This is a genomic window from Catenulispora sp. MAP12-49, assembly GCF_041262705.1.
GTDB lineage: Bacteria > Actinomycetota > Actinomycetes > Streptomycetales > Catenulisporaceae > Catenulispora.
Genome location: NZ_JBGCCP010000068.1, coordinates 1 through 25,293, shown reverse-complemented (window position 1 = coordinate 25,293; position 25,293 = coordinate 1). Strand labels below are relative to the sequence as shown.

The following is a 25,293-nucleotide window of genomic DNA, read 5'->3' as shown; positions in this document are numbered from 1 at the left end:
CGATGACGCCCTTGCCTCCGGCTCGGAGTTAGGACCGCCTCCTCCTCCAGGGGACTTCCACCCCCAAACAACCGCCCATGCTGGGCGCACAAACGCCGCGACCGCCGGCCGCACACGGCCAACGGCCACGTCCTCGTCTCCAAGCAGACCGCTAACGGCACCGACCCGGTCAGCGCCTTCTACATCAAGCGCACCTGACGCTGCGCGGATAGCCTTGAACACATCCGGAAGGGTCGGTGCCTAGGCTGGCCAACGGCGCCGACGCCCTGCACCTGGCGACGCTGTTCGGCCTGCATCCCGCCGCGGCCGTGCGGTACGCCGTCGGGGCTCGCCGCATCCTTAGGCATTCGTCGCTGGCCCCCGCCACCACGCGTTCCTGCTCACGCTCCCGGCGTTCCCTCCCCCGCGTCGGGCTGGGCGGCCTGCAGGACCACGCCGACCCGAGATCCGCACCCTGGCCGCAGCCGATGCGACACTGGACGAGCCGCCGTACGCGCAGCTAGCCGACGTCGACCCCTGCGTCCGGGACGCCGCCGCGGCCAACTCGCGGCTGTCCCAAGATCGGATCGTCGCCTCGCTGGACGACCCGGGCCTCGCCGAGGCTGCGACCGCCAACCCGGCGCTGACCGCCGAGCAGCTGCATGACCTGCTGGACCATGCCGGGATTCCGGAGCGGCCACGGCCTGAGTGCCGCCGCACCCCGTTGCCGGTGCTGCCCGACGACCCTCTGCACTAGTCCGAAAGGTTCGCGCGAGCTTGGTCAACGATCGGGAGAGATCGGTGCCTACTTAGGAGGTCCGATCTTCATCGACTCGCTGGGCGACTTCGAGAGTCTGAGCGACTACAGGCTCTGATTACGGCAGTCGTCACGTGCGATGTTTCGGCCCGTGCGGTCATGTCAGCTCAATCAACAGGGCGTTAGGGGCTGTGCGCCACGTCGCGACAGCCGCGCTTCCGAAGGTTTAACCACAGGGCGGAGCGTACGGCCGACCGGGGACGTACTGGTCCCACTCGGCCTTGGTGATCGGTTCGCCGACGACTGCGCAGATCCAGGTCGTCGCAGTGCCTGGACTGGTGTCCCAGAGCTGTGCGGTGTGGTCGACGCCTCCGGCGGCGAGAACTTCGCCGTTGGGGCTGAACGTGACAGCGAACGCCCCGCTCGCTGGTCCGTCCAGCGTCGCCAGATGGACCGCGTGGTGGGGATCGGTCAGATCCCACAGACAGATGGCGCTGGCTGAGCTGCCGCTCATGGCGAGGACGTCCTTGTTCGGTGCGAAGCTCAGAGCGTAGATGTAGCCGATCGGACCGGCGAGTTGCTGGCCGACACTGACGGGATGTTTCGGATCGGCGATGTCCCAGACGCGCGCGGTGCCCTGCGCGCTGCCGACGGCCACCAGATGTCCGTTGGCGCTGAACGCCGCTGAGTAGGCCGCGCTGGTGAAGCCGCTGAGGGTGGCCAGGACCACGGGCCTGGTGGGCTGGCTGATGTCGTAGAGGTAGGCGTTGTGGTTGTCGCTGTATGCCGCCATCAGTTGCTCGTCAGGACTGAAGACGGCTTGGTAAACGTTCCCGCCGGTGGGTGCGGAGACGGTGGCGAGCGTACGGGGGTGGCGTGGGTCGGAGATGCCGATAAGGTGGACTGTTCCATCGTCGGAACCTGCGGCGAGCAGGTCGCCTTTGGGACTGATCGGCACCGACTCGATGAGTGCCTTCGCGGCTGTGAACGGCGGCCCATAACTGGCGGGATGCTCCGGATCGCTGACGTCGAAGAGTCGAACAGTGCCGTCCACGTCCCCAGCGACGAATAGGCGTCCGTCGGCGGACAATGCGCCGGAGCCAGCGAACCGCCCCGGGCCGGGGTTGCCGGTGATAGGAGGACCCATCTCGGCGGGATGATGGATGTCGGTAACGTTCCACATCGTCAGAGTGTTGTCGGTGGCGCCGGGATTGAGGCCGACTTTGTCCCCGGCGTCGTCGAACCCTACGTTGAAGATCGAGTCCTTCGCTCCGACGATGACCGGGCCGGGGAGACGCCACCAATAGACGGCGCCATCGTCGACGGTCGAGCTGACCACGGTGCCGTCGTCACGGTAGCCGACAGTGGTGATCGGGCCCGGGTGGGGCAGCTTCCTGAGGGGCTGCCCGGTATCGAGATCAAACATCCAGAGCAAGCCGTCCGAGCTTCCGGCGGCCAGGGTACGGCCGTCAGGGCTGAAGGCCACACTGTTGACCCAGCTGGCGGGACCGGTCAGGGGTAGGCTGGCCGGGACCGGGTGCGTGGGATCGGCGATGCCCCACAGATGCACGTCGTGGTCTGCGGCGGTTCCGGCCGCGAGCGTCCGACCGTCAGGGCTGACCGCGACGGCGAAGACGCGGCTGTTCGGCGTGTTCACCGAGCTGAGCGCAACCGGATGAGCCGTGTCAGCCACCTGCCATAGATGGACGGTGTCGTCGTCGCTGCCGGCCGCGAGGATATGCCCGTCTGGCGAGAAGGCCACACTTGTGACGCTCAGTGTCGGACCGATCAATTCCGGGGCGGGCAGGGGATGGCTGGGGTCGCGGATGTTCCACAGCAGGGCTCTGCCGTCGCCGTTCCCGGCTGCCAGCCGCTGGCCGTCAGAACTTAAGGCGACAGCGTCGATGGAAGCTCCGGTTCCCGCGACCGTCCCCAGGGCCACCGGTCGAGCCGGGTTGCGTGTGTTCCACAGATGGACGTTTCCATCCTTGCCGGCGGCGGCGAGAAGGCCTCCGCCGCAGTCGAAGGCAACCGCCAGGATGGCGGTCTCGGACCCGGTCAATGGTGCGCCGAGTGGGGTGGTCGCTCCCTTGTCGGTCAGGGACCACAGTTGGACCTGTCCTGTATCGGTGCCCATCGCGAGCAGGTCGCCGCTGACCGCAATCGTCTCGGCATCCGCGCCGGACGAGGGTCGCAACCGGGTCTGTGGTGTGACACCCGTCGAGTTCAACAGGCTGGACAGTGCCTCAGGGGTCGGCGAGATCCGATACGCGGCCAGGGCCAACTGCATCGACACTGACACCTTGTGGTCGCGTAGCACGTCGGCCTCGCTCGCTACCTGCCGGGACAGTGCCTGTGTCTGCTCGCGTTCCCGCGTGACCTGCTGTTGCCGGGCGAAGACCCCTATACTTCCGGCGATGACTGCCAAGACAGCCAAGAGCGCGGCGAATCGGTAGCGGCGCCTAACCCGGCGCCGCTCTCGAACCTCCTCCTGCACCTGGTGCCGAATGCTCGCCTCAACGAACTTCCGATCCAGCACGCCGACGTCGCCGCGGTGGTCGCGATCTCCGACCCATTCCCGAGCGATCTGAAGGGTTCCGCCTCGGATGAGCAGATCAGGATCTTCATTCGCTTCGTACCACTGCTCGGCGGACCTTTTGAGTCTGTGGTGCCGGCGGCGCCAGTCTCGATCGCCGTCGAGCCAGTCGACGAGCTGCGGCCAGGCCGTCAGCAGGGCCTCATGGGTGATCTCCACGGTGTCGTCGCCGGTCGTGATCAAACGCGCCGCGATGAACCGGTCGAGGACCTCTCGGTCGGTCTGAGCCTCCGCGTCGTCGTCGCCGGCCGACACCCTGCTGAGGGGGACCCGGCGCCGGGTGTCGGCGCTGTCGTCCTCGGTCCGCACCAGCCTTAGGAAGAGCCGCCTGGCAGCTTGCTGCTGCTGCTCGGTGAGCGCGGCGAACACCGCGTCGGCCGTCTGGGCGATCGAGCCGGTGATACCGCCGACGGCGAGGTAGTCCGCGATGGTCAGCTTGCCGGCCCGATGCCGTTCCCAGGCTGCGGCCAGTGCGTGCGATAGCAGCGGCAGCGCTCCGGCATCGTGGATCCCGCCCGAGGTGAAGCCGCTTGTCCGGGGAGCCAGATCATGCAGGACGAGGTCGACCAGTCCAGGCTCGACGTCGAGCTTCGCCTGGCGCGCCGGCTCGGTGATGACCCGGCGCAGCTCGAGCGCGGTCATGGGTTCGACGACGGCCTGATCGGTGTGGACCGCGGCGGCCAGCAGAGGATGCCGAAGGGCTTGCGGGTAAAAGTCGACGCGGATTCCCAGGACGACCACAGCGGCCGCTCGGTCGTGCGTACCCGCCGTACGCGGCCGGCACAGGGCATTGATGAACGAGTGCCGGTCTTCGTCGGAGATCTCGCGGGCGAAGACCGCCTCGAACTGGTCCACGACGAGCACCCGTACCGTTTCAGAGGTCGCGGAGGTCGCGGAGGTCTCGGAGCCGGCGGCCACGGCGGCGTCGAGTTCGTCCAGCGGGTGGGAGCCGGGAGTCAGCAAGATGCCGTCGTAGCCACGCTCGCGCAACGCGGGCAGTACGCCCGCTCGCAATAGCGACGACTTCCCGGCCCCGGATGGCCCGGTGACGACGAGCGGGCCGCCGCCGGTGGCCGCCCGCCGCGCGATTCGACTGACGATCTCGCTGGTGATGTGTTCGCGGCCGTGGAACCAGGCGGCGTCCTCCTGCTCAAAGCTGATCAGGCCCCGATACGGATTCCTGGCCGTGGAGGGCCTGCGACCTGGCGCACGCCTGGCCCGCGTCAAGGCGTCGAGCCACTTCCGGACAGTCGCCTCCGAGCCTTCACCGCACACGGCCAGGATCCGCTTGAACGGTTCCGGATACGTGGGTTGTGGCAGATGCTCTCCGCTCAAATAGCCCTGCACCGTGCTCGTCGGCACCGAGGCCTTGTCCGCCAGTTCCCGGACCGTCAGCTCGGCCGACTCCTTGGCGAGTGTCAGTTCTCTGCCGAAGTCGCGCGCTGTCACTATGGCGTCGGGATCAGGCGAATTACGTGCCGATGGCTGGTCGTGCGACATGAGGCCCCCCTCAAGCACCACGGCGGGCGGTGCCCTTTGAGCGCACGGTAGGACCGGCGGTTCACAGCTCGTCGCGTTACCGGTGAGTTCGTTACCGAATCTTTGTGATCGCACCCTTTTGCAGATAAGGGCCTCATTGATCTGTGTCCGATGGTGTCCGAGGATTACTCCGCCTTCATGATCCATCGTCCTGACCTGTGCGAGTTATCCCGCGAGAGGTTCGGCGGCGTGCGGGCGGCGGCAGGCTTCCGGCAACGGGACCGAGCCGACCGGGCCGTTCCGCGTGAAGGAGGTGTGGCGTTATGAGACACGTCGCATGGCGGCGAGGCCGCGGCCACGGCGCGCTCAGGGTGGCTGTGGTCCTGGTCCGTGGGCTGGGGTCACTCCTGAAGACGGGGGTGTTCACTCTGCTGGGTCCCGCTGGAACGGTGTTCACGCGACTCGCGGGTGCCTTCACGAGCACCGGCGACGCCCTTGACCGGAAGCTGGGAAGGAAGGACGCGCTGGCCGACCACCTGCGACTGAGCCGCCGCGGCAGGCCTATCCGCGTGCGTGACTGCGACAACCCGATCGCCCTCGGCGTCCACCTGGCGGCCGACGACACCGGTTCGGTGCCGCCGTTCGTGGAGCGCGACGCGACGCCGGGGATCCGCGCGGACGTGCGGAAGGGGACGGGATTCGTCCTGGTGGTTGGGGAGTCCGCAGCAGGCAAAACCCGGGCCGCCTACGAGGCGGTCCGGGACCTGCTGCCTGGATACAAGCTTATTTTCCCGGTGAACCGGCAGGCTCTAGCGGCGCTCATCCCCGAGATCTGCCGCAACCGGGGAGTCGTGGTGTGGCTGGACGATCTCGACATGTACCTGGGCAGCGGGGGGCTCAACGTCGGCATGGTCCAGCGGATGATCGACGACCCACGGCGCCGAATCATCATCGTCGCCACGATGAGCAGCAACGCCCACGCCCGGTTCAGTGCCCGGCACGCCGCCGTCGAAGGCGATCTCATCCACGACGTGGTGTGCAGCGGCCGGGACGTCGTCCACCTCGCTCGCGGGCATCGACTGGACCGCATTTGGAGCTTGGGCGAGATCGCTCGGGCACAGGCGCTGATCGCGGACGTGCGCATCGCGGCCGCTGTGAAACACGCGCACGCCGGGCGCCGTGGCGTGGCCGAATACCTGGCCGCCGCACCGGAGTTGCTCAACGCATGGCGCGACGCCTGGGACGCGGAGAGCCATCCGCGCGGCGCAGCCCTCGTGGCGGCGGCCATCGACGCGCGCCGGGCCGGCTACCACCAACCGCTTCCGCTTGCGTTGCTCCGCGATCTCCACGAGGTCTACCTGTCCCGACGCGGAGGTCAGGCGTTGCGCCCCGAACCGTGGGCCGAGGCGCTCGACTGGGCGACCAAGCCGCTGCACGCCACGTCGAGCCTGCTGTTGCCCCGGGACGGCGACACCTACCTGTCCTTCGACTACCTCCACGATTCGGTGGAGGCCGAGAACCTGCCGCCGCGCATTCCGGAGGAGACCTGGCGCATGCTGATCGAGCACGTCGACGCGGCCGGCGCCTTCAACCTCGGCGTTACCGCGTTCGCGCGCGACGATTTCGTTCACGCGATGCGAGCCTTGGAACGAGCGGTGAACGGGAACGAGAGCGATCCGAAAGCGCGGCGTTCCTACGCGCGGTGCGTGTGCGAAGCCGGAGATCCCCAGCGAGCCGTGCCGCTGTACGCCGCTCTGTTCGAGGAGTCCGTCCGGATCCATGGACGCGACGCGCCCCAGACACTGGCAGACCGCAACGACTACGCCCGGTGCCTGGGCATGGCCGGCCGAGTGGAACAGTCCGTGCGGCTCCTCGAGGAAGTGATCGCCGACAGCACTCGCGTTCTCGGCGCCGACCACGAACTCACCATGCGCAGCCGCAGCACCCACGCCTTCTTCGTCGGCCAGGCCGGAGATCCGCGACGAGCCATCAGACTCTACGGAGCTCTCCTGGCCGAATGGCTCCACCGGTTCGACGCCGATCACCCGCACATCCTCAGCGTCCGCTTCGGGCTGGCCTACTTCACCGGCGAGGCCGGACGTCCTGCGCGGGCAGCGAGCCTGTTCGAGCAACTGGTCGCCGACCGGACGCGTCTCCAGGGTCCTTACAAGCGCTACACGTTGAACAACCGCCGCCACCACGCGCACTTCCTCGGTGAGTCCGGCCGTGCCGTCGAGGCGGCCGCGATGTTCGAATCCCTCATCATCGACTGCCTGGCGGTCCTGGACCCCGGACACCCGGACACCCTGGCCAGCCGCCACGGCCGGGCACGGTTCGTCGGTGAGGCGGGCGATCCCCAAAGGGCTGCGCAGCTCATGGCGGAGCTGATGGACGATGAGAGCTACTTGCGGACCTACGCGCCCGACAGCCCCATCACCCTGCTGCACCGCCGCTACCACGCGGACTTCATCTGCGAAGCGGGCGACCCGCGCCGTGCAGCCGCGCTGCTTCGGTCGCTGGTCACCGACACCCAGCGCATTCTGGGACCGCGGCACCCGGCGCTGCTCGCCGCCAAGAGCAGTATGATCCGGGCCATCGGCAGGTCGGGCCGTTGCTCCCAGGCGGTTGCGGCTTACCGGAAACTCATTGCCGACTGCACGAAATGGTTGGGTCCGGACCACCCCCTGACCCTGGGCAGCCGCAATGGCCACGCGCGCTTCCTGGGGCACGTCGGCGACCCGGTGCAGGCTGCTGCGCTGTTCGAGATCATCGTCCTGGACCGCACCCGGGTGCTCGGGTACACCCACCCGCACACCTTTAACAGCCGCAACGGCCACGCCAACTTCGTGGGTCACGCCGGCGACCCGACACGGGCCATCCGCCTGCTGGAGACCATCCTTGCCGAACGTCTCCGGTTGTTCGGGGCCGAACACCCTTGGACCCGCGTCACTCGGACCGAACTCGACCGGTTTCGCAGGGGCGGCCGACCCGACCCGACGACGAAGGAGTGAACCGATGCCATATCAAGGTACGGCCGAAACGGCTGCGACAGAGCCGCCGGATGCAGGCAGGGCTGAGAGGAAGACCGACAGCGATCTGATCGCGCATGCAGCACGACTTCTGGAACAGCAAGGGTACCGACAAGCGTCGACCCTCATCCGCTTCGCGACCCGGCTGGAGCGACCGGCACCCGGGACGCGCTTCAGCGGCCGCTGGACAGTATGGACGGATTTGGCGATACCCATCAGCCAGCGCTACGAGATCGCCCAGCAGATCAAACGAGCGCTAAACGCCATCTGCGGTGCCGACGCTTCCTACGCGGATATACGTGCATCAACAGCCAACTGATCATGTCTGCTGCACCTCCACAAGGCTGGCAATGGAAAACGATCGATCCGCCTGGTCTCAAATTTCGTCGGTGACGACGCTCTCGTCGAGGCCGGAAAGCTCGGTTTACCAATTGTGATCGACATCCTGACCGTTGTTCTACCGGCAATAGTGGTCGGAGTCCACGTGTTCGAGCACAGGCCTGAGTGAAGCGGGCTCCGGGAGCGGGAGAGTCTTTTTGAAAGGCCAGCTGCCGGCTATATGTTGCAGAGGCTGCTCTATAGGGCGACGGGAAGATCTGGTCCCTGTGTAGTTGATGTGCCGGATGCTGTGGGGTTCATACGAAAGAGCGAGGCTGCCTCGATCCAAGACCCACCTTCGTCCGTCGGATTTTCCGACTATAAGTAGACTGTTCCGCTGATCGAGAGTTGTGCGCTCCAGCGGCAGTCTACGCCGTGCCCATATTGATACTCTCCCTCCGGGGGCACAGTTGTTCAACAGGCACTTTAGGCCCTTCACCCGCGTGAAGGGCCTTTTGTGCCTAGGTCGTATGACACGGTGTGACGTCGTGGGCCAGCGTGTGACCGAGACTGTGCCCGAATCCTGCCCGAGCAACTTCGCGGGCACGGATCGGGCGCCTCGGTGGCGGCGAGCTACAGCAGCCGTTCCGCGTGAGCTTCCGCCTCCATGCGGGCGTCGGTCAGGAAGCTCTCGGTGATCTCCTCCATCCGGCGGGCGTGGTACTCCTCCTCGGACTTCTTGCTGTTCTCGTCCCAATCCTCGGCGTCGTCGTCCTCGTAGTACTCCTGGTACAGCAGCCAGCAGGCACGGATGCCCTCCAGCAGGTCCTCCAGGAGGTCCACGGCTGGCCTTGCCGGATCCAGCGGTGTGATGCGCATCTGCTTCAGCAGCGTCTTGCGGAGCTTGGGATCGTCAGCATCGTCGCCGTCGGCCAGTTCCACGAGCTCGGCGACGCGGGCGACCAAGGCCGCGGCGTCCGGGACTCCGCCTTCGGCGACGCGCATGGCGTCGCGGATCATCTTGGTGACGACCCGGTGCGGCGCGTGGCCGGCTGCCATCTGTTCCAGGACGGCTGTCGGGGTCTGGTGGGGGAGCGCCTCGATGTTGTCGGCCTCGACGACGACGCCGGTGGCGTCGATCCCCGAGATGACGGACACCACCTCAGCCGCCGCGTAGAGCCAATGCGCGGCGGCGACCGCGGCAGCGGTGGGGTCGACCTCGGTAAACAGCGTGTCCCCGCCCAGTGGGTACGCCGCCAGGATCCGATCCGCCGCGGCGACCTGGACGGGCGAGGCGTCCTCGCGCCTTCAGGCGACGGCTTGCCGGGCCCGCCCGCTCAGATCGCCGAGCTCGGCCTGCTCGACGGCGCTCAGCTCCTGCCGCGCCTCTTCCACGACCGCGGCGGTGAAGGCCTCGTCGCCGACGACATGCAGTGCCCGCCCCAACCGGTGGGAGGCTTCTTCCACGCGGTTGTAGGACACGATGAGCCCGCCGTCCTCGAAGGGCAAGTTCGGCTTGAGGATGTTCTCGGGGACCTTGGCGAACGCATCACGTGCGTTTTGGCGCCGCCAGCCGTCGGTGTTGGCCTCAAGGCTGTCGGCTGCGCTCGTCGGGTGAGTGTATGCGCGCCAGAGGAACCGGGAGAGCGTCGTCAGCGCGTCGGAGACTCCGAAGGACTGCTGCGGAGCACATCCCGCAGGTACAGTCGCGACGTCGGCAACCAGATCACCATCGCCGGTTGGCCAGGAGCGCACGATGGCACCGCGCTGTTCGTCGAATCCGTACCTGGTCACGTCAAAACCTTCCTGTCGGGGGCCGTCTGAGCCCAGACTGCCAGCGGCGGAAGCGGTTCGCAGCGAGTTGATGAGGTCCCGAATTCGCTTCAGAGCCCGCAGACGACCGTCGAGCACACGAGGCTCGTCGTGGGCTTATGCCGAGGCGGCTGTGCCGCCGTTCACGACCCTCTGTTCTGCTCTGAAGGTGTAGCAGTTAGGTATCTACTTCTAAAAGACCAGGTAGATAGAGTTTCTAACTGCTACAAGAACGACAACAAAACTGCTACAAGACTGCTACACACCGCTGTCGCTGTTTGAGCTTGCCCCTCTTTCCCGGACTCCTTGAGTGAGGCGACACTGGTCGCCGAAAGGAGTCTGTGATGCCGAAGCCTCATCCTCCGGAGTTCCGTCGTCGGGCTGTGGAGTTGGCCCGGGCCGGGAAGACGCCGATCGGTCAGCTGGCCAAGGATCTGGGGATCTCGTACTCGTGTCTGCGGCACTGGGTAGACCAGGCCGAGGTTGACGACGGCGTGATGCAGGGCTTGTCGACGGCGGAGAAGGAAGAGCTGGCGGCGTTGCGGCGCCGAACGCGTCAGCTGGAGCTGGAGAACGAGATCCTGCGCAAGGCCGCGGCCTACTTCGCCCGGGACAATGTCCTCCCAAAATGATCTACCCGGTGGTCCGTGGACTGGCCGACCAGGGCCTGCCGGCAGCGGTGTGCTGCCGGTTGCTGGGCGTGTCGACTTCCGGGTTCTACGAGTGGCGCGACCGCGCCCCGTCCGCGCGAGCGAAGGCCGATGCGGAGCTGACGGCGTCGATAGTGGAGATCCACCGGATCTCCCGCGGCACCTACGGCGTCCCGCGGGTGCACGCCGAGCTGCGGCTGGGCGCCGGGATACGCGTCGGGCGCAAGCGGGTGGCCCGGCTGATGCGCGATGCCGGCCTGGCCGGTGTCTACCGCCGGCGCACGAAAGGCAGCACCAGGAGTAATCCGAACGCCGATCCGCATCCGGACTTGGTCGACCGGGCTTTCACCGCCGATGGCCCGGACCGGCTGTGGTGCATGGACGTCACCCAACATCGCACCGGCCAGGGCTGGGTGTACTGCGCGGTGGTGCTGGACGCATTCAGTCGCCGGGTCGTGGGCTGGTCGATCGCCGACCACCTGCGCGCCGAGCTGGTCTGCGACGCGCTGGACATGGCCCGCTGGAGCGCCGAGGAGGTCGCAGCCGTAGCCGCCACCCTCAACAGCCGACCCCGCAAGTCCCTCAACTGGAAGACACCCGCCGAAGCCCTCAACGATCACCTACTATCAATCCAACAAGCCGGTGTTGCGTCCACTGGTTGAGTCCAGCCAATACACCAGCTGGGCCTTCGGACAGCGGCTGCGTACCGCCGGGCTGCTCGGCTCAATGGGCAGCATCGGGGACTGCTTCGACAACTCCATGGTCGAGTCATTCTTCGGCACCCTGCAACTGGAACTGCTCGACCGGCAGACCTGGACCACCCGCCAGGAACTCGCCAACGCGATCTTCGAGTACATCGAAGCCTGGTACAACCCGCACCGCCGACACTCCACCATCGGAATGCTCAGCCCCGTACAGTTCGAAAGAGAGCACACCACTCACGCCATCGCGGCGTGAGTCACCGCAACTGTCCGGGAAACCGGGGCAAGCTCAGCCCGGATCTCGCCGATCGGAACGACACGGCCGTCGCCCGCCTGTCGGCCGACGGGTCGTGGCGGTTTGCCATCCTCAACTGTCAAGGGGGTTGCGGATGGAACCTGACTGTGTACTGCCTTGACTCATGTCCTCCGAAGCAGTGTGAGTAGGTGATGAACTGCTCTGGATCCGGTCGCCATCATGGCGAGAAGCTCTTGCAACTCGGCGACCGTGCGGGCTATCTCGTGCTGGGGCGGTTGAAGCTTCAGCGCTTCGGCGACACTGTCTGCGGCTTGATCGACGTGATCGAGCGCCGCGTGGTAGAGCGCACGGCTGAAATACAGTCGCGCGCTGGGTTCGGCCGCGGTTTGGATGGCGGCTGAAACCCGGTCGATCGCTGCATGGGCACGAACCACAGCTGAATCATGGTCGCCAAGACACAACTGGACCTGCGCGGCACAGTATTGATACCAGTCCGCGTCCGGCTGGAGATCGATGGCGCGTTCGATGTCGGCGAGTGCTTCCGCGTGTCGGCCAGTTCTCCGAAGCGTTGTTCCACGCCCTGCCAGCGCCCATGCGTACTGCGGATTCAACGCGATGGCCCGACTGAAGTCGTTCTCAGCTTCCGTCAATCGCCCCATGAGCATCAGCGTGTTGGCTCGGTTGGCCGCGGCCCACGCATATTCGGGTTTGAGGCCCAGTGCCTTGTCGAAGTCGGCAAGCGCCAAGTCGTACTCGCCGCAGATCGCGCGCGCTCTGCCGCGACTCGCTATGGCCCAGGCATACTCCGGATCCAGCGTCGTCGCACGATCGAAGTCCGCGACCGCTTGCTCGGGCCGGCCCATTTGAATGAAAGTCTCGGCGCGGTTGCCAAAGGCCCAAGCGTAAACGGGGTTCTCCGCAATGGCCTGATCGAAGTCTGCTATCGCCTGCTCGAAACGTCCGGTGCGCCGATGGGTCTCGCCACGGCTGGCCAAAGCGTATGAATCGTGGGGGTTTATGGACAGTGCCTTGTCGAAATCCTCCAGCGCCCGCTCGTACCGACCCATGCGCCGCAGAGTCTCACCGCGGCTGGCGTAGGCCCAGCCGTAGTCGGGATCCAGCTCGATCGCTTTGTCGAAGTCCGCCAGGGCCTCGTCGAAACGGCGTAGCCACCGGTAGGCGTCTCCGCGATACGCCCACGCTTGGCGGTCTTGCGTATCCAGGGTGAGCGCCCTGTCGAAGTCGGCGAGCGCACCCTGGTCATCGCCCAGCAGGTACAGCGCGCGTCCTCTGGTTTGAAGAGCACAGCTGGCCACGGCACGCGGCAGGTCGGCCTCCCCGATGAGCAGTGTCATGGCGTCGGCCAGCGCCTGATTCGCCGAACCGCGCAACGTCGTCTTCAGCCGACCTCCCCAGTCGCTGAGGATCGCCGAATCCGTGTCGTAGCCCGCCTGCACCAGCATCCGGACCCATCGGCTCATGGTCGCCGGCCCGTCGATCAGTGCGTACACCGCATCGGCCAGCGCGTGCGACAGTGCCGCTCCCGGGTCGGCGCACAGGCGGTGGTATGCCGCTTCCAGCTTGTGGTTCTGCCACTCGATGTCATCCCAGGCCCGGTCGACGCCGGCCCGCCGACACCACGCTTCGTGCGCTTCGGCCAGTTGCTCGTGACGGCGCCGCCACCGGGTCGGCGAGTGCCCCCGCTCGACCCGAAGCATCGCGGCCCGCACCACGTCGTGGTAACGGCATCCGGCAGCGGTGTCGTTGACGAAATGCTGATGCCGAAGCCAGGTGTAGATTTCCCGTCGTTCGGCAGCCGACGTCGCTCCCTCTTCCGCCAAGACATCGATGACGTCTTCATTGACGGTCCGCGGGAACGCGGCCGCCACTGCCATGTCGCGACGCACGGGGTCGCTCTCCCACTTCAGGAACCGCTCGACGGCCTTGCCGCTGGAGTCGCCGACCTGCTCCGGGTCCTCGGGCTGGTGGTCGGCGAGCGTCGCCAGCCACAGGGGAAGCCTGCCGGACACCGCGAGGATGACCTCGACGACACGCTCGTCCATGATCCCCTTGCTGGCAAGCATGTGTCGGGCTTCGGCTTCAGTGAACGGGGCCAACGGCATGTCCAAGCGAACGTCCTGATAAGGGGCCCAGACGTCGTAGTCCAAAGGACTGCGGCCAGCGATGGTAAGGACCAGATCCTCTGGCAGCGCACCGTATGTGCCCTCGAGCATTGCCCGGATCCAGGTGTCCAGCACCTGTCCCGTCTGCTCATAAGTATCGACGAACAATGCCAGCAGACGGCTTCGCCCAACTCTGGTCAGCCCCGCGAGGAACGGGGGCGTGAGCACTTCCAACGGCGACATCAGCATCTGCACGTCGTCGTGGTGCCGGAATTTGGTTCCCAGGAACGCGCGCAGGCGGTCGGCCTGATCGGCAAGGGTGACCGAGTCGACCTCCTGGATCAACCCACCAACTCCTGGAACGGCGTGCGCGGCATGGAGACCGGCACGCACGGCCGTTCGAGTCATAAATGAGGCGAGGCCGCTAGGGGCCTGCGGATCTGATTCGGCTTCCAGCCGTCGACGCCTGTAGGTGTCATACAGTCGCAGAAACTCGCCCATGGTGGGGCTGCTGCCGGCCAGATCGACGGCTATCGCCCGCATGGCGTCGGGGACTTCGAAGATCGGATCCTCGACGGTCGCGACAGCTGCCCCGTTTTCCATTGCTATTCGCCGTAGCTGGCCGAGAAGCGATGACTTCCCGACGCCGCCATCACCGTGGACGGAGACGACGAAGCTCCGGTCTGGACTGTCGACCGGGAGCGTGAGATTGATGCGGAACTGGCTGAGCTCCGCATCCCGTGCGATGAATCCCGCGCGCCGTCGGCGGCGCAGCATCTCTTGAAAGGAGCGTTCGCCCTCAGGCATGTCCTCTTCCCCGATCCGCGTCAGACCCCTGCGGTACTAGCCGTGCGCTCTGAGTTTACGAGCGGCACGTCGGGCCGGTACAAGGCACACCTGGGGCACAACATGCCCCGAAACACTCCATGCCAAGCGGCGCGGTGCACCTCGCTGTCGGCCGGGCAGCCAGGGCAGAAGGCTCTCGCTGTTCCACCTCGTCGCACTGACGGGGCTGCGCCGTGGCGAGGCGCGCGGCATCATCTGGGCTGATCTGGACTTAGTGGTCGGGGCCGTAAGTCCTTCGGGAGTGCCTGAATCTGATCAGAGGTCGGGACCGTTGAGGTAGAGGTCGCAGGCGCAATCCAGCGCTGCCGCATTGGCGATCCGTGCAGATGACCGGCCCAGTGAGGTGTGATTACCGCGCAGCCCGGGGATATCGCAGACGCCGGGAATGAGAGGCCTGATACCTCCCCGGGGTGGCGAGCGGGGAGCTTGAGAGGATATCGGCGGCGATGGAATACGTCTTGAGCACTGCAGCCGAGAGCGACTTGTGGAACTTGGCTGAAACGCTGAGCCGTGACCCGGACATCTTGCGGGTCGAGCCCTTTCCCGGGCGTCCGCGACCCCCGACAGCGAATGACCCCGGCAGCGGTCTTCGCGCGATCCGAGTCGTCATCAGCGACTCCCTCGACCAGGAGGAGCTGGCCCGCCTGATCGCGCAATGGCGGCTGGCTCGGCCGGGACTGCCGAAGGTCGACAGCTGACCGCGGCCGAGCGGCAGGCGCTGGTCCGTGAGGCGTACGGCAGTTTCGGAATCGGTCCGACGCTCGCGGCTCTCAACGGACTCGGCACGGACTCCTACAAAAAGCTCAGAAACCAGGAAGAATAGCACCGGGGTCGTGTTCACCCGGGCGGACGGGACCGGTCCGCGCCTGGCGTGAGCGTCGGGGTGGTTCAACCAGCTGGTCCGGCAGCGGTCTGCCGCCGATCCACCGGCAGCACTCCTGACGGCTCATCAAGAGGCTCAACCACTGCAAGGCGCAAAGGCAAAACCCCAGCTCATAACATTGAGCTGGGGCCAGCTGAGGGTGCGCAGCCAGGGACTTGAACCCCGAACCCGCAGATTAAGAGTCCGCTGGTGGCGCGTCCTCGAAATCAGAGGAAGACCGTGCCGCTGATCGAAAGCTGGGTGCTTCGATGCTGGTCGACCACGTGTCCATCTGAACCGCATCCCTCCGGGGGCACACACAAGTAGAGCTGAAACTGCAGGTCAGGGTGAAGTAGACCAGCGGCGAATCAAGGTCGTCCGCCTGCCTGTGTTTCCGCAAGGTGCTGATGCCCAGGTCAGAATGGGTGCACGCGTGCGCAGGTTTGAACCTATGTAGGGCGCCGTCAAGATGGGCACGGTGCGGTCCAGTCGTCGGCCTTCTCCATCGCGGCGGCCAGGAGGATGGCGAACGCGGCGGTGGTCGCCGGGATACGGTCTATGCACGCGATCGCCGAGCTCGTCGCGGATACCCGGGCGCATCTTCTGGCGATGCTGTACCGGCGCTGCGCGGGCCGTGGGGCCCCCTCGGGGTCCTGGGCGTCACCAGCCTCCCGCGTCCGCACCCGCTCCGGCCTCCACGTTGTGGGCTCGCTGCGCAACCTCGCCATCGGCGCATTTCACCTGGTCGGACGCGACGATACCGGCGCCACCCGCTGGTCCGCACGACGCCCGAACGCTCATTCACGATCCTCGGACTCGCATCGTGACCGTGGAACAGCCGTGCTGCGACCGCTGGGCCATCGAAGTCAATGCCCCAGCCTGAATTGGGGCTGTGAGCTGCGACGTCGTTGGCGACGGCAGGGGCGAGCGATGGCTTGTGTCGTTGTCGCCACATAGACCATCTCAGGATGTGGTGAAGGCTGTGGTGTCCGGGTGGTTGTGTAACGACAGTTGCCAGGAGCCGTCGTCTTCGGTTGGCTGTGGCCCGAGACTCCGCCGTCCAGCCTGATCTACAGGCCGATCGCATACACAGGCGTAAGGCCGAGAAGAAGGGCTTCCGCGAGCGCGACTTGGCAGGGATGTCGGAAACGGGAATCTCGACGTCGATTCCATTGAGAAATACCCTGGCTCGCCGGTCGCTGCCAGTTCACCCGGGGGTATCCAAATCGCGGCGGTCAGTACATATATATCGACCATGGGGCATCCGCGCGGATACTCGCGCCCATGGTCGGCTCCTCGCCAGCTGATTTCCCTGGTTGACCCGTGCCGGTGATGCCTTCAGGCAACCACAGTCTCTGTCGAATTGAGCCCGGAAATCTCAAATAATCCTCAGTTTCTCTTTCCCGCTCCCCGTGAGGCATAGCCTGTCCTCGCCGATTCGCGCTACCGCGGATACGGAATCTCGCCTTATCCGCGTCCTCTGACGGCGCGGATCGGAGCTGTGCACCACTAGTCAAGCGGAATGAAGGAGAAAACGTCCATGCGAGTTAAGCAAGCCGTCGCCGGAGCGATCGCCGTGCCGGCGATCGCAACCTGCGTCATGGTCGGCGCGGGTTCGAGCGCGTCGGCCGACACCCTGCCCGCGCAGGCGGTAGCCGCGCCGGCGACCACCGCCACTGTTCTCGACGACACCGACCAGCCGGCGTTCCTCGGCGCCGTGGTGGACGCCGTCGCGAACCACGCCTACCAGGTCGCGGTGGTGACTACGAGGGCCACCCCGCGTGTCGCCGTCGCGGCCACGAATGTGCGGTCCTCAAGCAGCAGCGAGTCGTCCTCGTCCAGCAGCGGGATCCCCTCTACGGCCTTCGCCTACCAGCGGGGCTACCAGAGCGACGACGCCCAGTTCGACTCGGGCAACTGAGAAGGCGTGCGCGGCGGCGGGCTCCGCCGTCGCGCACCCCGCTTCCGATCGCTCACTGCAATGAGGAGAGACCCATGACTAACCGTGCCGGCGATTCGGATGGGGATGCGCCGGTCCCAGTGTCCATCCTTTCGGCCAGGCTGCGCATCTGCGTGCTGTTCGCCTTGGTCCCGGTGACCGTGTTCAGCCTTGCCTGCCTGGTGTACAACGCTCCGCCGTCTCCGGTGAAAGTCCGGCTGGGACACCAAGCGAGCTCTGTGCTGGAACCCTACTTCGGCCAGGACTGGGAGCTTTTCGCGCCGACCCCAGGCACCAGCAACGACCGCCTCTATTTGGAAGCCGAGCTGCTGCCGAAGGGTTCAGTGGCGGTCGTGACCACACAGCCCGTGGAGGTCGAGTACGCGATCGACCGGATGCCCCGGAGCAATCGGCTCCTTCCCTCCAAGCTTCCAGGCGTCCTGCTCGCCTTCCAGGAGGCCGCCGACCAGTACACGCGCACCTCCAACGGCATCGACAAGGCGTCGAAAGACATGCAGCCGGCCATGCGCAAGGATCTCGACGCCCAGTTCGCCCCGTCGTTCGACGAGATGCAGCGGTTCCTCTCGGCTCGCGCGGCGACGCTGTATCCGGGAGCGAAGATCGTCGCCATTCGGGCGACCTTCAAGCGTCAGGACATCGTCCCCTTCTCGCAGAGATACGTGGCTCCGACGCCTCACGAGCCTGAGAAGCCGGAGCTTCAGACCTCATGGATGCCGTACGTGGACGGGGTGGAGAAATGATGGGAGTAGCCAGGGCCGTGGCCGGCCGTGGTATGCGGCGGATCGACAGCGCGATCCTTCGTGTGGCGTGCACTGAGTACCGGTTGATCGGCATCTCTCTGCTGCGCATCGTCTTGGGCCTCGCGACAGTGCTCTACTGCCTGTCCGACTACCGGAACCGGGAGTTCTTCTGGGGTCCGAACTCCTACGACTCGCCGAGTGTCGCCTCGAGGTCTCTTCCGCACGCGGGCTTCTCTCTCTTCCTCATCAGTGACTCGCAAGCGTGGTTCGAGGTCCTCTTCCACCTCACCATCGTCAGTTCCCTGGCCTTCATGGTCTACGGGGGCAGGGCCCTTACCTTGGTGCAGGCGGTGCTCATGTGGTCGCTCCACCTCCGCAACCAGGACATCCTTGAAGGTGGCGACAACCTCGCGCAGATCGTGATCATCTTCATGGTGTTCACCGTGTCCAACGCGTACCTCGCCCCGGGGGCGAAGAAACGGCGAGCCCGGCTCCGAGCGGCACGGCGTCCGAAGGCTGCGACGTTCCTGCACAACCTTGCTGCCTACTTGATCGTCTTCCAGGTCGCGGTCCTCTATCTGACGTCCGGCTACTGGAAGATCGCCGGAAAGCTCTGGCAGGACGGCGTCGCCATGTACTACATCAGCCGCGACACCGGCTTCCAGATGTCCTACACATACTCGCATCTCATGTCGAACGCATACGTCGGGACGGCCGTATGCTACGTGACGATCTTCATCGAGCTCGCCTTCCCGTTCGCGGTCCTGAGCAGCCGTGCTTGGGTTCGCAAGGCCAACGCCCTGTCCCTGGAAGGGCTTCACCTGGGGATCATGGCCTTCATGGGCCTGGTCTGCTTCGGGCTGATCATGATCGGTGCGGACTGCATGGCCATGCGGGATGACGACTACCGCGCCTTGTGGAAGCGGACTCTGCCATTGCGTGGACGAGCGGTTGCCGGATGGCGGTCCCTCGGACGCCCTGCGGCGCCACTGGTTGCGGCCGTGCCACCGACTGCGGGATTCGCGACTGCGTCTCCCGCCGTGGATTCCAGGATGGTCGGCGGGGTGGACCATGACTGACGGGCAGCCGGTGGTGATCTACGATGGCGAATGCGGCTTCTGCCGCGCGGTTATCCGCCATCTGGCCGCTAAGTTCGCAATGGAGGGAACCCTCCTGCCGTGGCAGTCCGTTGATCTGGCTGTCTACGACCTGAGCGAGGAGGGGGTGCGGGCGCGGATGTGGTTCGTCGCGGACGGACACCGCTACGGCGGCGCTCGGGCGTTTGCGGCCTGGGCCGGAACGGGAAACCGCCGTGCCCGGGTTTGTAGCAGGGTTCTGCGAACACCCGGCGTTGTTAACCTCGCCGAGGTGGTCTATCGGGTGGTTGCGAAGAACCGCCATCGGATCCCGGGGCCATGGGAGCGCTCGTGCACGATCTGAACGACGCGGACCCGTGGGACGTCCGACGGGTCGGCTCGGCGCTGGAGCAGTTGCTCACCGCATCCGTCGGTGACCGGCGCGGGTTCGCCCCCAAAGTCGCCGAAGCCATTGGCGAGCAGGAGTTCCAGCGAGTGCTGGACGAGACGGCGAAGACGATCGGCGTCTTCACAGCGGTCGAGGACAGCCCCGACGGACTGGTGGTCATCGGGGAGGATGGGCGGATGTTGGCCTGGGGGAAGGTCGATCCCGACGGTACCCTGTCCGGTCTGTTGCTCCGGCCGTATCGGGGCACACAACAGGGGGCGTCGAAGACGCTTGGCCGTGTCCTGATCCTGGCCGTCGTGGCAGTGGCTCTGTACCAGATCTGGAGATGTTGGAACGCTGTTTCGGCGAGCACCTGGGCCGCTTCCGTTCTCGGACTGGTGACGGCGTACGCCTTCATCGAGGGCCTCTGGTGTCCGGCAGTCATGAGATGGCGTGTACGGCGGGTTATCGTGGCCGGGCTGATCGCTTCCGCGGCTTCCGCCTACCGGCTGTCGTCGCTGCCGAGGGGATCCGATAGCGCTTGGGCGATCTGCTGGGCCGCGGCACTGATCGCAGTGATCGCGATCGTCCTGGCCGGTCGGCGATATCGGTGGGGGACCCCCTTGTCCGAGCCCTTGTGCTTTCCGCTCGAGGGCGGGGGCTGGATCGTCGCTCAGGGCGGCGGTCGGTTGATGAACCGCCATGCTTCGGTCCGGGAGCAGCGCGGAGCCATCGATCTGGTCCGGTCCCACTCCCAGTCTCGCGGACGCTCCGGCGGTGACTATGGCGCGTTTGCCGGCTATCCGGCCTACGGTGCCCGGGTCTGCGCCCCTTGCGACGGCTTGGTCGTCTCAGCGGTCGATGGGATGCCGGACCAGCCTGTGGGTCGGATTCGATACGGCCCGGCGTCAGGCAACCACGTGAGCATCGACACCGGGAGTGAAACCGTGCATCTCGCGCATCTCCGCCTCGGGACCGTCATAGTCGCGGTCGGTGACCGGGTGGCAGCCGGGCAGCCGCTCGGCGAGATCGGGAACTCCGGCAATACGACCGAGCCGCACCTTCACCTGCATGCCGAACGCGACGGGATAGGCCTGGATCTCTCATTCGAGGATGTGTCAGGCTTCTTGTACCGGGGCCGTACCGTCCGTGTTCGCCACCGGCAGTTCCCTGGAGATCGGACGACCGAGACGATCCGGTCGCGAGAGGACGAGGCGTGAGGACAGAGTTCGTCGATGATGAGGTGGTGGGCCGGCTGGAGATCGCGATCGACACCGATCTTGGTGTGGTCTCCGTATCTGGACCGAGGATCCCGACCGCGACGATCACCCGTGCCGAAGGAGCGGCGACCCGTCGTTGGGTCCCCATCAGGAGCCGGGACCCTGAGGTATTGGTCCTGCGCCTGGACGGCAGCGTGGTGTCGCTGAGGCCGAGTCCCGGCCGGGTCCTGCGCAGGTCGTTCCGGGTCGATGCTGTCATGGGGGGCTCGACGTACACTCTGACGCCGCACAAGCACAACGCGAGCCGGTTTCTGAAGTCTCAGGAGCCGTTGGCGGTGCTGACGGCCTACTCCGAGACCGCTTGCGCTGAGGCGCTGTGGATGTCGGAGGCGACCGGCGGGGAAGTGGCTCTCGCGTACGTATTGGCGGCCGCGTTCGGGGTCGGCGCGGACAATGTCGTCACGGTCGTCTTCAAAGTGGTTCTGGACAGCCTCCCGCCGGTGTGACGGCGACCGTGGACAATGGCCGGCTCACCGGTCGTCGGTTTCTGACTTGAACCGAGGTAGCCGAATCCGGACGACCAGGCCGCCAGCGGCCGCGTGGGCGAAGCCGATGTCGCCGTCCATGGACGCCAACAAGGTCCGGGCGATGTTCAGTCCCAACCCGGTGCCTTCGGTCCGCCGCCGGTCCGCACCGCACCAGTAGCGCTCTCCGAGCCGTTCGATGTCAGCGTCGCCGACCCCGGGGCCCTCGTCGGCGACCTCCAGAATGAAGGAGTCGCCCTGCGCCGCGACCAGAACGTTGATACGACCACCCTGCGGACTGTATTTGACGGCATTGTCGAGGATGGCGTCTATGACCGATCCGGCGAGGACCTCGTCGGCGGAGACGAAGGCGGGGATACCCGCTGGGATGTCGAAGACGATTCCGCGAGCCGAGGCAGCGGGCGTCCAGGCCGCCACTCGCTGTGCGGCCAGGGCGGCCAGGGCGACCGGAGCGCGACGTGAGCCGGTGTGTCCAGCAGTTGCCAGCTTACCGAGCCTGTCGAGAACCAGGGTCAGCTGTTCGGCTTCCCTCCTGACCGCCGAGTGCACGCCGGGCCTGTCGGCCGCCGGTGCCTCGGCCAGTTCGTCGAGCCGCAAGATGAGTGCGGCCAGCGGGTTGCGGAGCTGATGGGAGGCATCGGCAACGAATGTCGCCCGCCGATCCAGCGAGCGTCGTGTCGTCTGCGCCATCTCGTTGAAGGCGGTGGCGAGTCGTCGGAGCTCGGCCGGTCCCGGGCCGGCCTCTGCCACGGTGTCGAAGGCCCCGTCGCGGAGCCGGCCCGCGGCGGCCTGCAGAGCACGAACCGGCCGCAGGACCCAGCCCGCGAATGCCGTCGCCAGTAGCACGCCGGTGCTCAGCGCGAGTGCCGTGACGACCGCATACCACTTGAGTTCGCGCCACCACGCGGATCGTAGGCTGTCCGTGGGCCACAGCGTCACGGCGACTGCGATGACCTTGCCGTGGACCACCACCGGAACAGCGGCGAGCACCGGGCGGTGGAGCCAAGGCCAGATCAACTCCGGCGGCGCGGTCGCCCTGCCGTTCCAGACCGCGTCGACCAGTCCGGACGCCCCGGGTGAGGACAGTGCCGCCGGCTGGCGCGAGGCCAGGAAGGTCCCATCCCGGAAGGCGACGGCCGCCGAAACTGAATAGGCCCGGTCGTAGCGGATGATGTCCCGCTGGAGAGCTTCCCGGTCCAGCGGCCCGGTGGACGTCTGCGCCATAAGCGCCAAGCGGGCGGTGTCGGCCAACTTCGCGAAGTAGAAGGCCCGTTGCCGGTTGGCCGCGTCGTGGCAGACCAGCCACAGCGACAGTGTGGCAAGGGGGCCGAAGACCAGAATCGTGACAAGGGCGGCGAGCCGGATCCGCATGAGTCAGTGCGCGAGCCGGTAGCCGATGCCGTGGACCGTCTCAATGAGACCGGGAACACCGAGCTTCTTGCGCAGCGATGCGACGTGCACCTCCAGGGTGCGATCCACACCTTTGGCCAGGGTGCTCCACACGGCGCTGATGATCTGATCGCGCCGGAAGACGATGCCCGGCTGGCCCGCCATCAGCCCGATGAGGTCGAACTCTTTGCGGGTAAGGGAGACGGGCGTCCCATTGACCAAGACCGTACGTCTACGCCCGTCCACGACGAGCGTCGCACCGTGGGGGCACAGAACGCGGAACACCTCGGAAGGCTGGTGGCCGTCCTCGTGCGCGGCTTGCGGGCGGATCCGGCGGGCGACCGCGTGGATCCTGGCGATCAGTTCCGGGAGTCTGACGGGCTTGACGATGTAGTCGTCCGCTCCGAGGTTCAACCCGTGCGCGCGTGACCGGATGTCGTCGCGACCGGTCACGATGATGATCGGGACGGACGACAGCTCCCTGATCCGGGCGCAGACCCGGAACCCGTCCAGATCAGGCAACCCGAGATCGAGCAGCACCATGTCGGGTCCGGCAGCCAAGGCGTCATATCCCTGAGACGGCGCGCTCGCGGAGAGTACATCGAACCCGTGACGAATCAGACCGGAACGCATAGCGGCGCTGACCCTCAAGTCGTCTTCGATGATAAGTAATCTCACAATAGCCTCGCTGTCCCGTCACCTTCGTGACGGAAATTGGTTAGCTGAAAGCATCTCCGTACCAGATGCAGCGATTCAGTTTCATATTCACCCAGAGGCCTAGGAAACGCGCGAAAGCGCATACTCCCCTCTGGGCCGGATGGCGACATTCCGGTGGATGGACGGAAACCCTGGTTCGGCATCATGAAACCGAGGTGCACGGCGACGCCATCGATCGACGGAATTCGACCAGCTCATGGCCTAGGGTCCGGAGACCAACTGTATCGGTGCCACGAATTATTCCACACAAGGAGTGCGGTGAAGCGGTTGCATGGCGCGCGCGCCAGAGGTCCGGGTCATTTTTGTGCAGAGAGCGCGCACTCGCCCCTTCACGAAGAGAGAAATTGATAAGCGGTATCCGTGGCGACGCGCACCCACGGCTAGGGAGAGATCCGCGACGGCGATCTCCCTACGACCGCGCGTTGATTGTTATGAAGCTCAAGTAATGGTACTCCGCAGGCGTACCGATGTGGATTGACGTGAATATCTCGGCGGTCGGATGTTCAATCACTCGAGCGACCCCCCGACTGGAGGTCTGATGATCTCGCGGAGTTAGAATCCCAACACTGTGAGTTTCAGTCAACGTCAGATGAGGTAGATGGTTCGGCCTGGCCCCGGCGGTGGCGGTAAGGGCTGGACCTATTCCATGCGCGCGCGGAGAACCGATCCGCTGCGCTGATACATCGGGTAGACGTGATTTACCTCACGCTCGGCAGTGAGGGCCCGGCCGCGGATCGCAACGCCATCGTGTGACCCTTTACCAGTCCGTATTTCATCAAAAGGCTGCGATCATAGCGGCCAGCATGGGTCTAGTTATTTGCCTCAAGTCTTTTGAGGATGTGTGGGTGTGGGGTCACTTCTTGGAAAGTAGCGTAAGGGGCGGAAGCGCCGAACGCGGACCCCGGCACGGCGCCTGCGGGGCCACCCACCGCTCCACCGACCACGGCTCCCGCGGCACTGCCGGCCACGCTAGTCGTAGCCGACCCGAGAACGTTCTTCGCATCACCCGACTTGCGCGTCATGCTCAGATTCTGTCGCGGTCCGTAGCCTCCCGCCGGTAGCGCAACGCCCTCGGACGTCATACGGCGTGCCCTCGTGTGGGCCTGGGATACTCGTGGCTTGAGCGGCAGCTCATGAGGCGGCCGATGGCGACGGGTGCTGCTTTGTCCCTGCGGTGCTGTTGGGTGTCGCTCGCGCGACGACAAAGGATGAGGTCGATGCCTGCGATCCCAGCGGCTACCTGCTGACTGACGCTTTCTGAGCAAGCCGGCCGTGCCTGTGGTGTCTGCTTTCCATCGTGGCTGCGGAGGGTGCCGCGCCGCCTCCCAGATCTGGCTGGCCCGAGCTCCTGGACGAGATGCTGGTGTGATGCGTGAAGGTCTGCGGCTGCTTTGCTGCGAAGTTCTGCATGCACCTTCGGTGCTAGCCGCGAGCTATGCGTTCGAGGTCGTCGAGGTGCTCCAGGAGGAAGGCGACGAGGGTGGAGGTTCTGTGCCGCGCTGCATAGGAACGGTTCGCGGAGGACCTTCAGGATCCGCGGTGACGGCGGGAGTCGCGGTCGACTGGTCGGGGCTCCCGCGGATACCCATGCCGGTTTTTGTGGCTGGGCCTACGGCCTCGGAAGCTACAGGAGGATGGTTCCTGCGACCACCAGCTGCGAGCTCAACACCAGGTGGACACCGTGCCCATCTTGACGGCGCCCCTCCGGGGGCACTGGTGTTCGAATGCCGCAGCCTTTATGAGCTGCGGCTTTCTGTTTGTGCGCCCAGCATGGGCGGTTGTTTGGGGGTGGAAGTCCCCTGGAGGAGGAGGCGGTCCTAACTCCGAGCCGGAGGCAAGGGCGTCATCGT

At 66.0% G+C, this 25,293-nt stretch carries 18 protein-coding genes; 12 read left to right on the top strand and 6 right to left on the bottom strand.

Annotated features, from left to right (window positions below; genetic code table 11):
• Positions 1-962 precede the first annotated feature (962 nt).
• A complete protein-coding gene (locus ABIA35_RS48355) occupies positions 963-4,832 on the bottom strand; it encodes a hypothetical protein (RefSeq protein WP_370362512.1) in 3,870 nt (1,289 codons plus the stop codon).
• Positions 4,833-5,230: 398 nt separating this feature from the next.
• Between ABIA35_RS48355 and ABIA35_RS48350 the strand changes: the two genes are divergently transcribed.
• Together ABIA35_RS48350 and ABIA35_RS48345 are read left to right on the top strand one after the other, a co-directional pair.
• Entirely contained in the window at positions 5,231-7,822 is a 2,592-nt protein-coding gene (locus tag ABIA35_RS48350) for a tetratricopeptide repeat protein (RefSeq protein WP_370362511.1), read from the top strand.
• A 4-nt stretch (positions 7,823-7,826) separates the two neighbouring features.
• Positions 7,827-8,159, top strand: a complete 333-nt coding sequence (locus tag ABIA35_RS48345; RefSeq protein WP_370362510.1) for a hypothetical protein — start codon at positions 7,827-7,829, stop codon at positions 8,157-8,159.
• Positions 8,160-8,791: 632 nt separating this feature from the next.
• Here ABIA35_RS48345 and ABIA35_RS48340 read toward each other — a convergent pair.
• The gene (locus ABIA35_RS48340) at positions 8,792-9,316 is read right to left on the bottom strand and encodes a hypothetical protein (protein ID WP_370362509.1); all 525 of its coding nucleotides are present in this window, start codon (positions 9,314-9,316) and stop codon (positions 8,792-8,794) included.
• A gap of 150 nt (positions 9,317-9,466) precedes the next feature.
• Positions 9,467-9,952, bottom strand: a complete 486-nt coding sequence (locus tag ABIA35_RS48335; protein ID WP_370362508.1) for a hypothetical protein — start codon at positions 9,950-9,952, stop codon at positions 9,467-9,469.
• Positions 9,953-10,314: 362 nt separating this feature from the next.
• On the opposite strand from ABIA35_RS48335, the gene ABIA35_RS48330 reads away from it, so the two are divergent.
• The 3 genes from ABIA35_RS48330 to ABIA35_RS48320 are packed head-to-tail and all read left to right on the top strand — an operon-like array spanning position 10,315 to position 11,577.
• Entirely contained in the window at positions 10,315-10,602 is a 288-nt protein-coding gene (locus ABIA35_RS48330; RefSeq protein ID WP_370362507.1) for a transposase, read from the top strand.
• Positions 10,599-11,282 (top strand): IS3 family transposase, encoded by a 684-nt coding sequence (locus ABIA35_RS48325; protein WP_370362506.1) that lies wholly within the window; start codon positions 10,599-10,601, stop codon positions 11,280-11,282. Before ABIA35_RS48330 ends, ABIA35_RS48325 begins: the two co-directional genes overlap by 4 nt.
• A complete protein-coding gene (locus ABIA35_RS48320; RefSeq protein WP_370362505.1) occupies positions 11,266-11,577 on the top strand; it encodes a transposase in 312 nt (103 codons plus the stop codon). The genes ABIA35_RS48325 and ABIA35_RS48320 overlap by 17 nt, the downstream gene beginning before the upstream one ends.
• A 161-nt stretch (positions 11,578-11,738) precedes the next feature.
• Here the strand turns inward: ABIA35_RS48320 and ABIA35_RS48315 are convergent, their stop codons facing one another.
• A complete protein-coding gene (locus ABIA35_RS48315) occupies positions 11,739-14,507 on the bottom strand; it encodes a tetratricopeptide repeat protein (RefSeq protein ID WP_370362504.1) in 2,769 nt (922 codons plus the stop codon).
• A 497-nt stretch (positions 14,508-15,004) separates the two neighbouring features.
• Between ABIA35_RS48315 and ABIA35_RS48310 the strand changes: the two genes are divergently transcribed.
• The 7 genes from ABIA35_RS48310 (at position 15,005) to ABIA35_RS48280 (ending at position 21,298) form a co-directional block, all read left to right on the top strand.
• Positions 15,005-15,244: a hypothetical protein gene (locus tag ABIA35_RS48310; protein ID WP_370362503.1), complete on the top strand. Its 240-nt coding sequence runs from the start codon at positions 15,005-15,007 to the stop codon at positions 15,242-15,244.
• Positions 15,245-16,948: 1,704 nt separating this feature from the next.
• A complete protein-coding gene (locus tag ABIA35_RS48305; RefSeq protein ID WP_370362502.1) occupies positions 16,949-17,329 on the top strand; it encodes a hypothetical protein in 381 nt (126 codons plus the stop codon).
• Positions 17,330-17,403: 74 nt separating this feature from the next.
• Positions 17,404-18,108 carry a DUF5819 family protein gene (locus tag ABIA35_RS48300; protein ID WP_370362501.1) on the top strand — a complete coding sequence of 235 codons (705 nt, stop codon included), beginning with the start codon at positions 17,404-17,406 and terminating at the stop codon, positions 18,106-18,108.
• Positions 18,109-18,125: 17 nt separating this feature from the next.
• Entirely contained in the window at positions 18,126-19,187 is a 1,062-nt protein-coding gene (locus ABIA35_RS48295) for a hypothetical protein (protein ID WP_370362500.1), read from the top strand.
• On the top strand, positions 19,180-19,548 hold the full coding sequence (locus tag ABIA35_RS48290) for a thiol-disulfide oxidoreductase DCC family protein (protein ID WP_370362499.1): 369 nt from the start codon (positions 19,180-19,182) through the stop codon (positions 19,546-19,548). Before ABIA35_RS48295 ends, ABIA35_RS48290 begins: the two co-directional genes overlap by 8 nt.
• On the top strand, positions 19,536-20,792 hold the full coding sequence (locus ABIA35_RS48285) for a M23 family metallopeptidase (protein WP_370362498.1): 1,257 nt from the start codon (positions 19,536-19,538) through the stop codon (positions 20,790-20,792). The genes ABIA35_RS48290 and ABIA35_RS48285 overlap by 13 nt, the downstream gene beginning before the upstream one ends.
• Positions 20,793-20,818: 26 nt before the next feature.
• Positions 20,819-21,298, top strand: a complete 480-nt coding sequence (locus tag ABIA35_RS48280) for a hypothetical protein (protein WP_370362497.1) — start codon at positions 20,819-20,821, stop codon at positions 21,296-21,298.
• Positions 21,299-21,322: 24 nt separating this feature from the next.
• On the opposite strand, the gene ABIA35_RS48275 is transcribed toward ABIA35_RS48280, so the two are convergent.
• Together ABIA35_RS48275 and ABIA35_RS48270 are read right to left on the bottom strand one after the other, a co-directional pair.
• A complete protein-coding gene (locus tag ABIA35_RS48275) occupies positions 21,323-22,708 on the bottom strand; it encodes a sensor histidine kinase (protein ID WP_370362496.1) in 1,386 nt (461 codons plus the stop codon).
• Between the two features lie 3 nt (positions 22,709-22,711).
• Positions 22,712-23,404, bottom strand: a complete 693-nt coding sequence (locus ABIA35_RS48270; RefSeq protein WP_370362495.1) for a response regulator transcription factor — start codon at positions 23,402-23,404, stop codon at positions 22,712-22,714.
• Positions 23,405-25,293 lie beyond the last annotated feature (1,889 nt).

Coding starts and splice junctions, on each gene's coding strand:
- ABIA35_RS48330 (WP_370362507.1), top strand. CDS start 10,315: ATGCCGAAGCCTCATCCTCCGGAGTTCCGTCGTCGGGCTGTGGAGTTG.
- ABIA35_RS48315 (WP_370362504.1), bottom strand. CDS start 14,507: ATGCCTGAGGGCGAACGCTCCTTTCAAGAGATGCTGCGCCGCCGACGG.
- ABIA35_RS48355 (WP_370362512.1), bottom strand. CDS start 4,832: ATGTCGCACGACCAGCCATCGGCACGTAATTCGCCTGATCCCGACGCC.
- ABIA35_RS48325 (WP_370362506.1), top strand. CDS start 10,599: ATGATCTACCCGGTGGTCCGTGGACTGGCCGACCAGGGCCTGCCGGCA.
- ABIA35_RS48290 (WP_370362499.1), top strand. CDS start 19,180: ATGACTGACGGGCAGCCGGTGGTGATCTACGATGGCGAATGCGGCTTC.
- ABIA35_RS48300 (WP_370362501.1), top strand. CDS start 17,404: ATGACTAACCGTGCCGGCGATTCGGATGGGGATGCGCCGGTCCCAGTG.
- ABIA35_RS48345 (WP_370362510.1), top strand. CDS start 7,827: ATGCCATATCAAGGTACGGCCGAAACGGCTGCGACAGAGCCGCCGGAT.
- ABIA35_RS48305 (WP_370362502.1), top strand. CDS start 16,949: ATGCGAGTTAAGCAAGCCGTCGCCGGAGCGATCGCCGTGCCGGCGATC.
- ABIA35_RS48275 (WP_370362496.1), bottom strand. CDS start 22,708: ATGCGGATCCGGCTCGCCGCCCTTGTCACGATTCTGGTCTTCGGCCCC.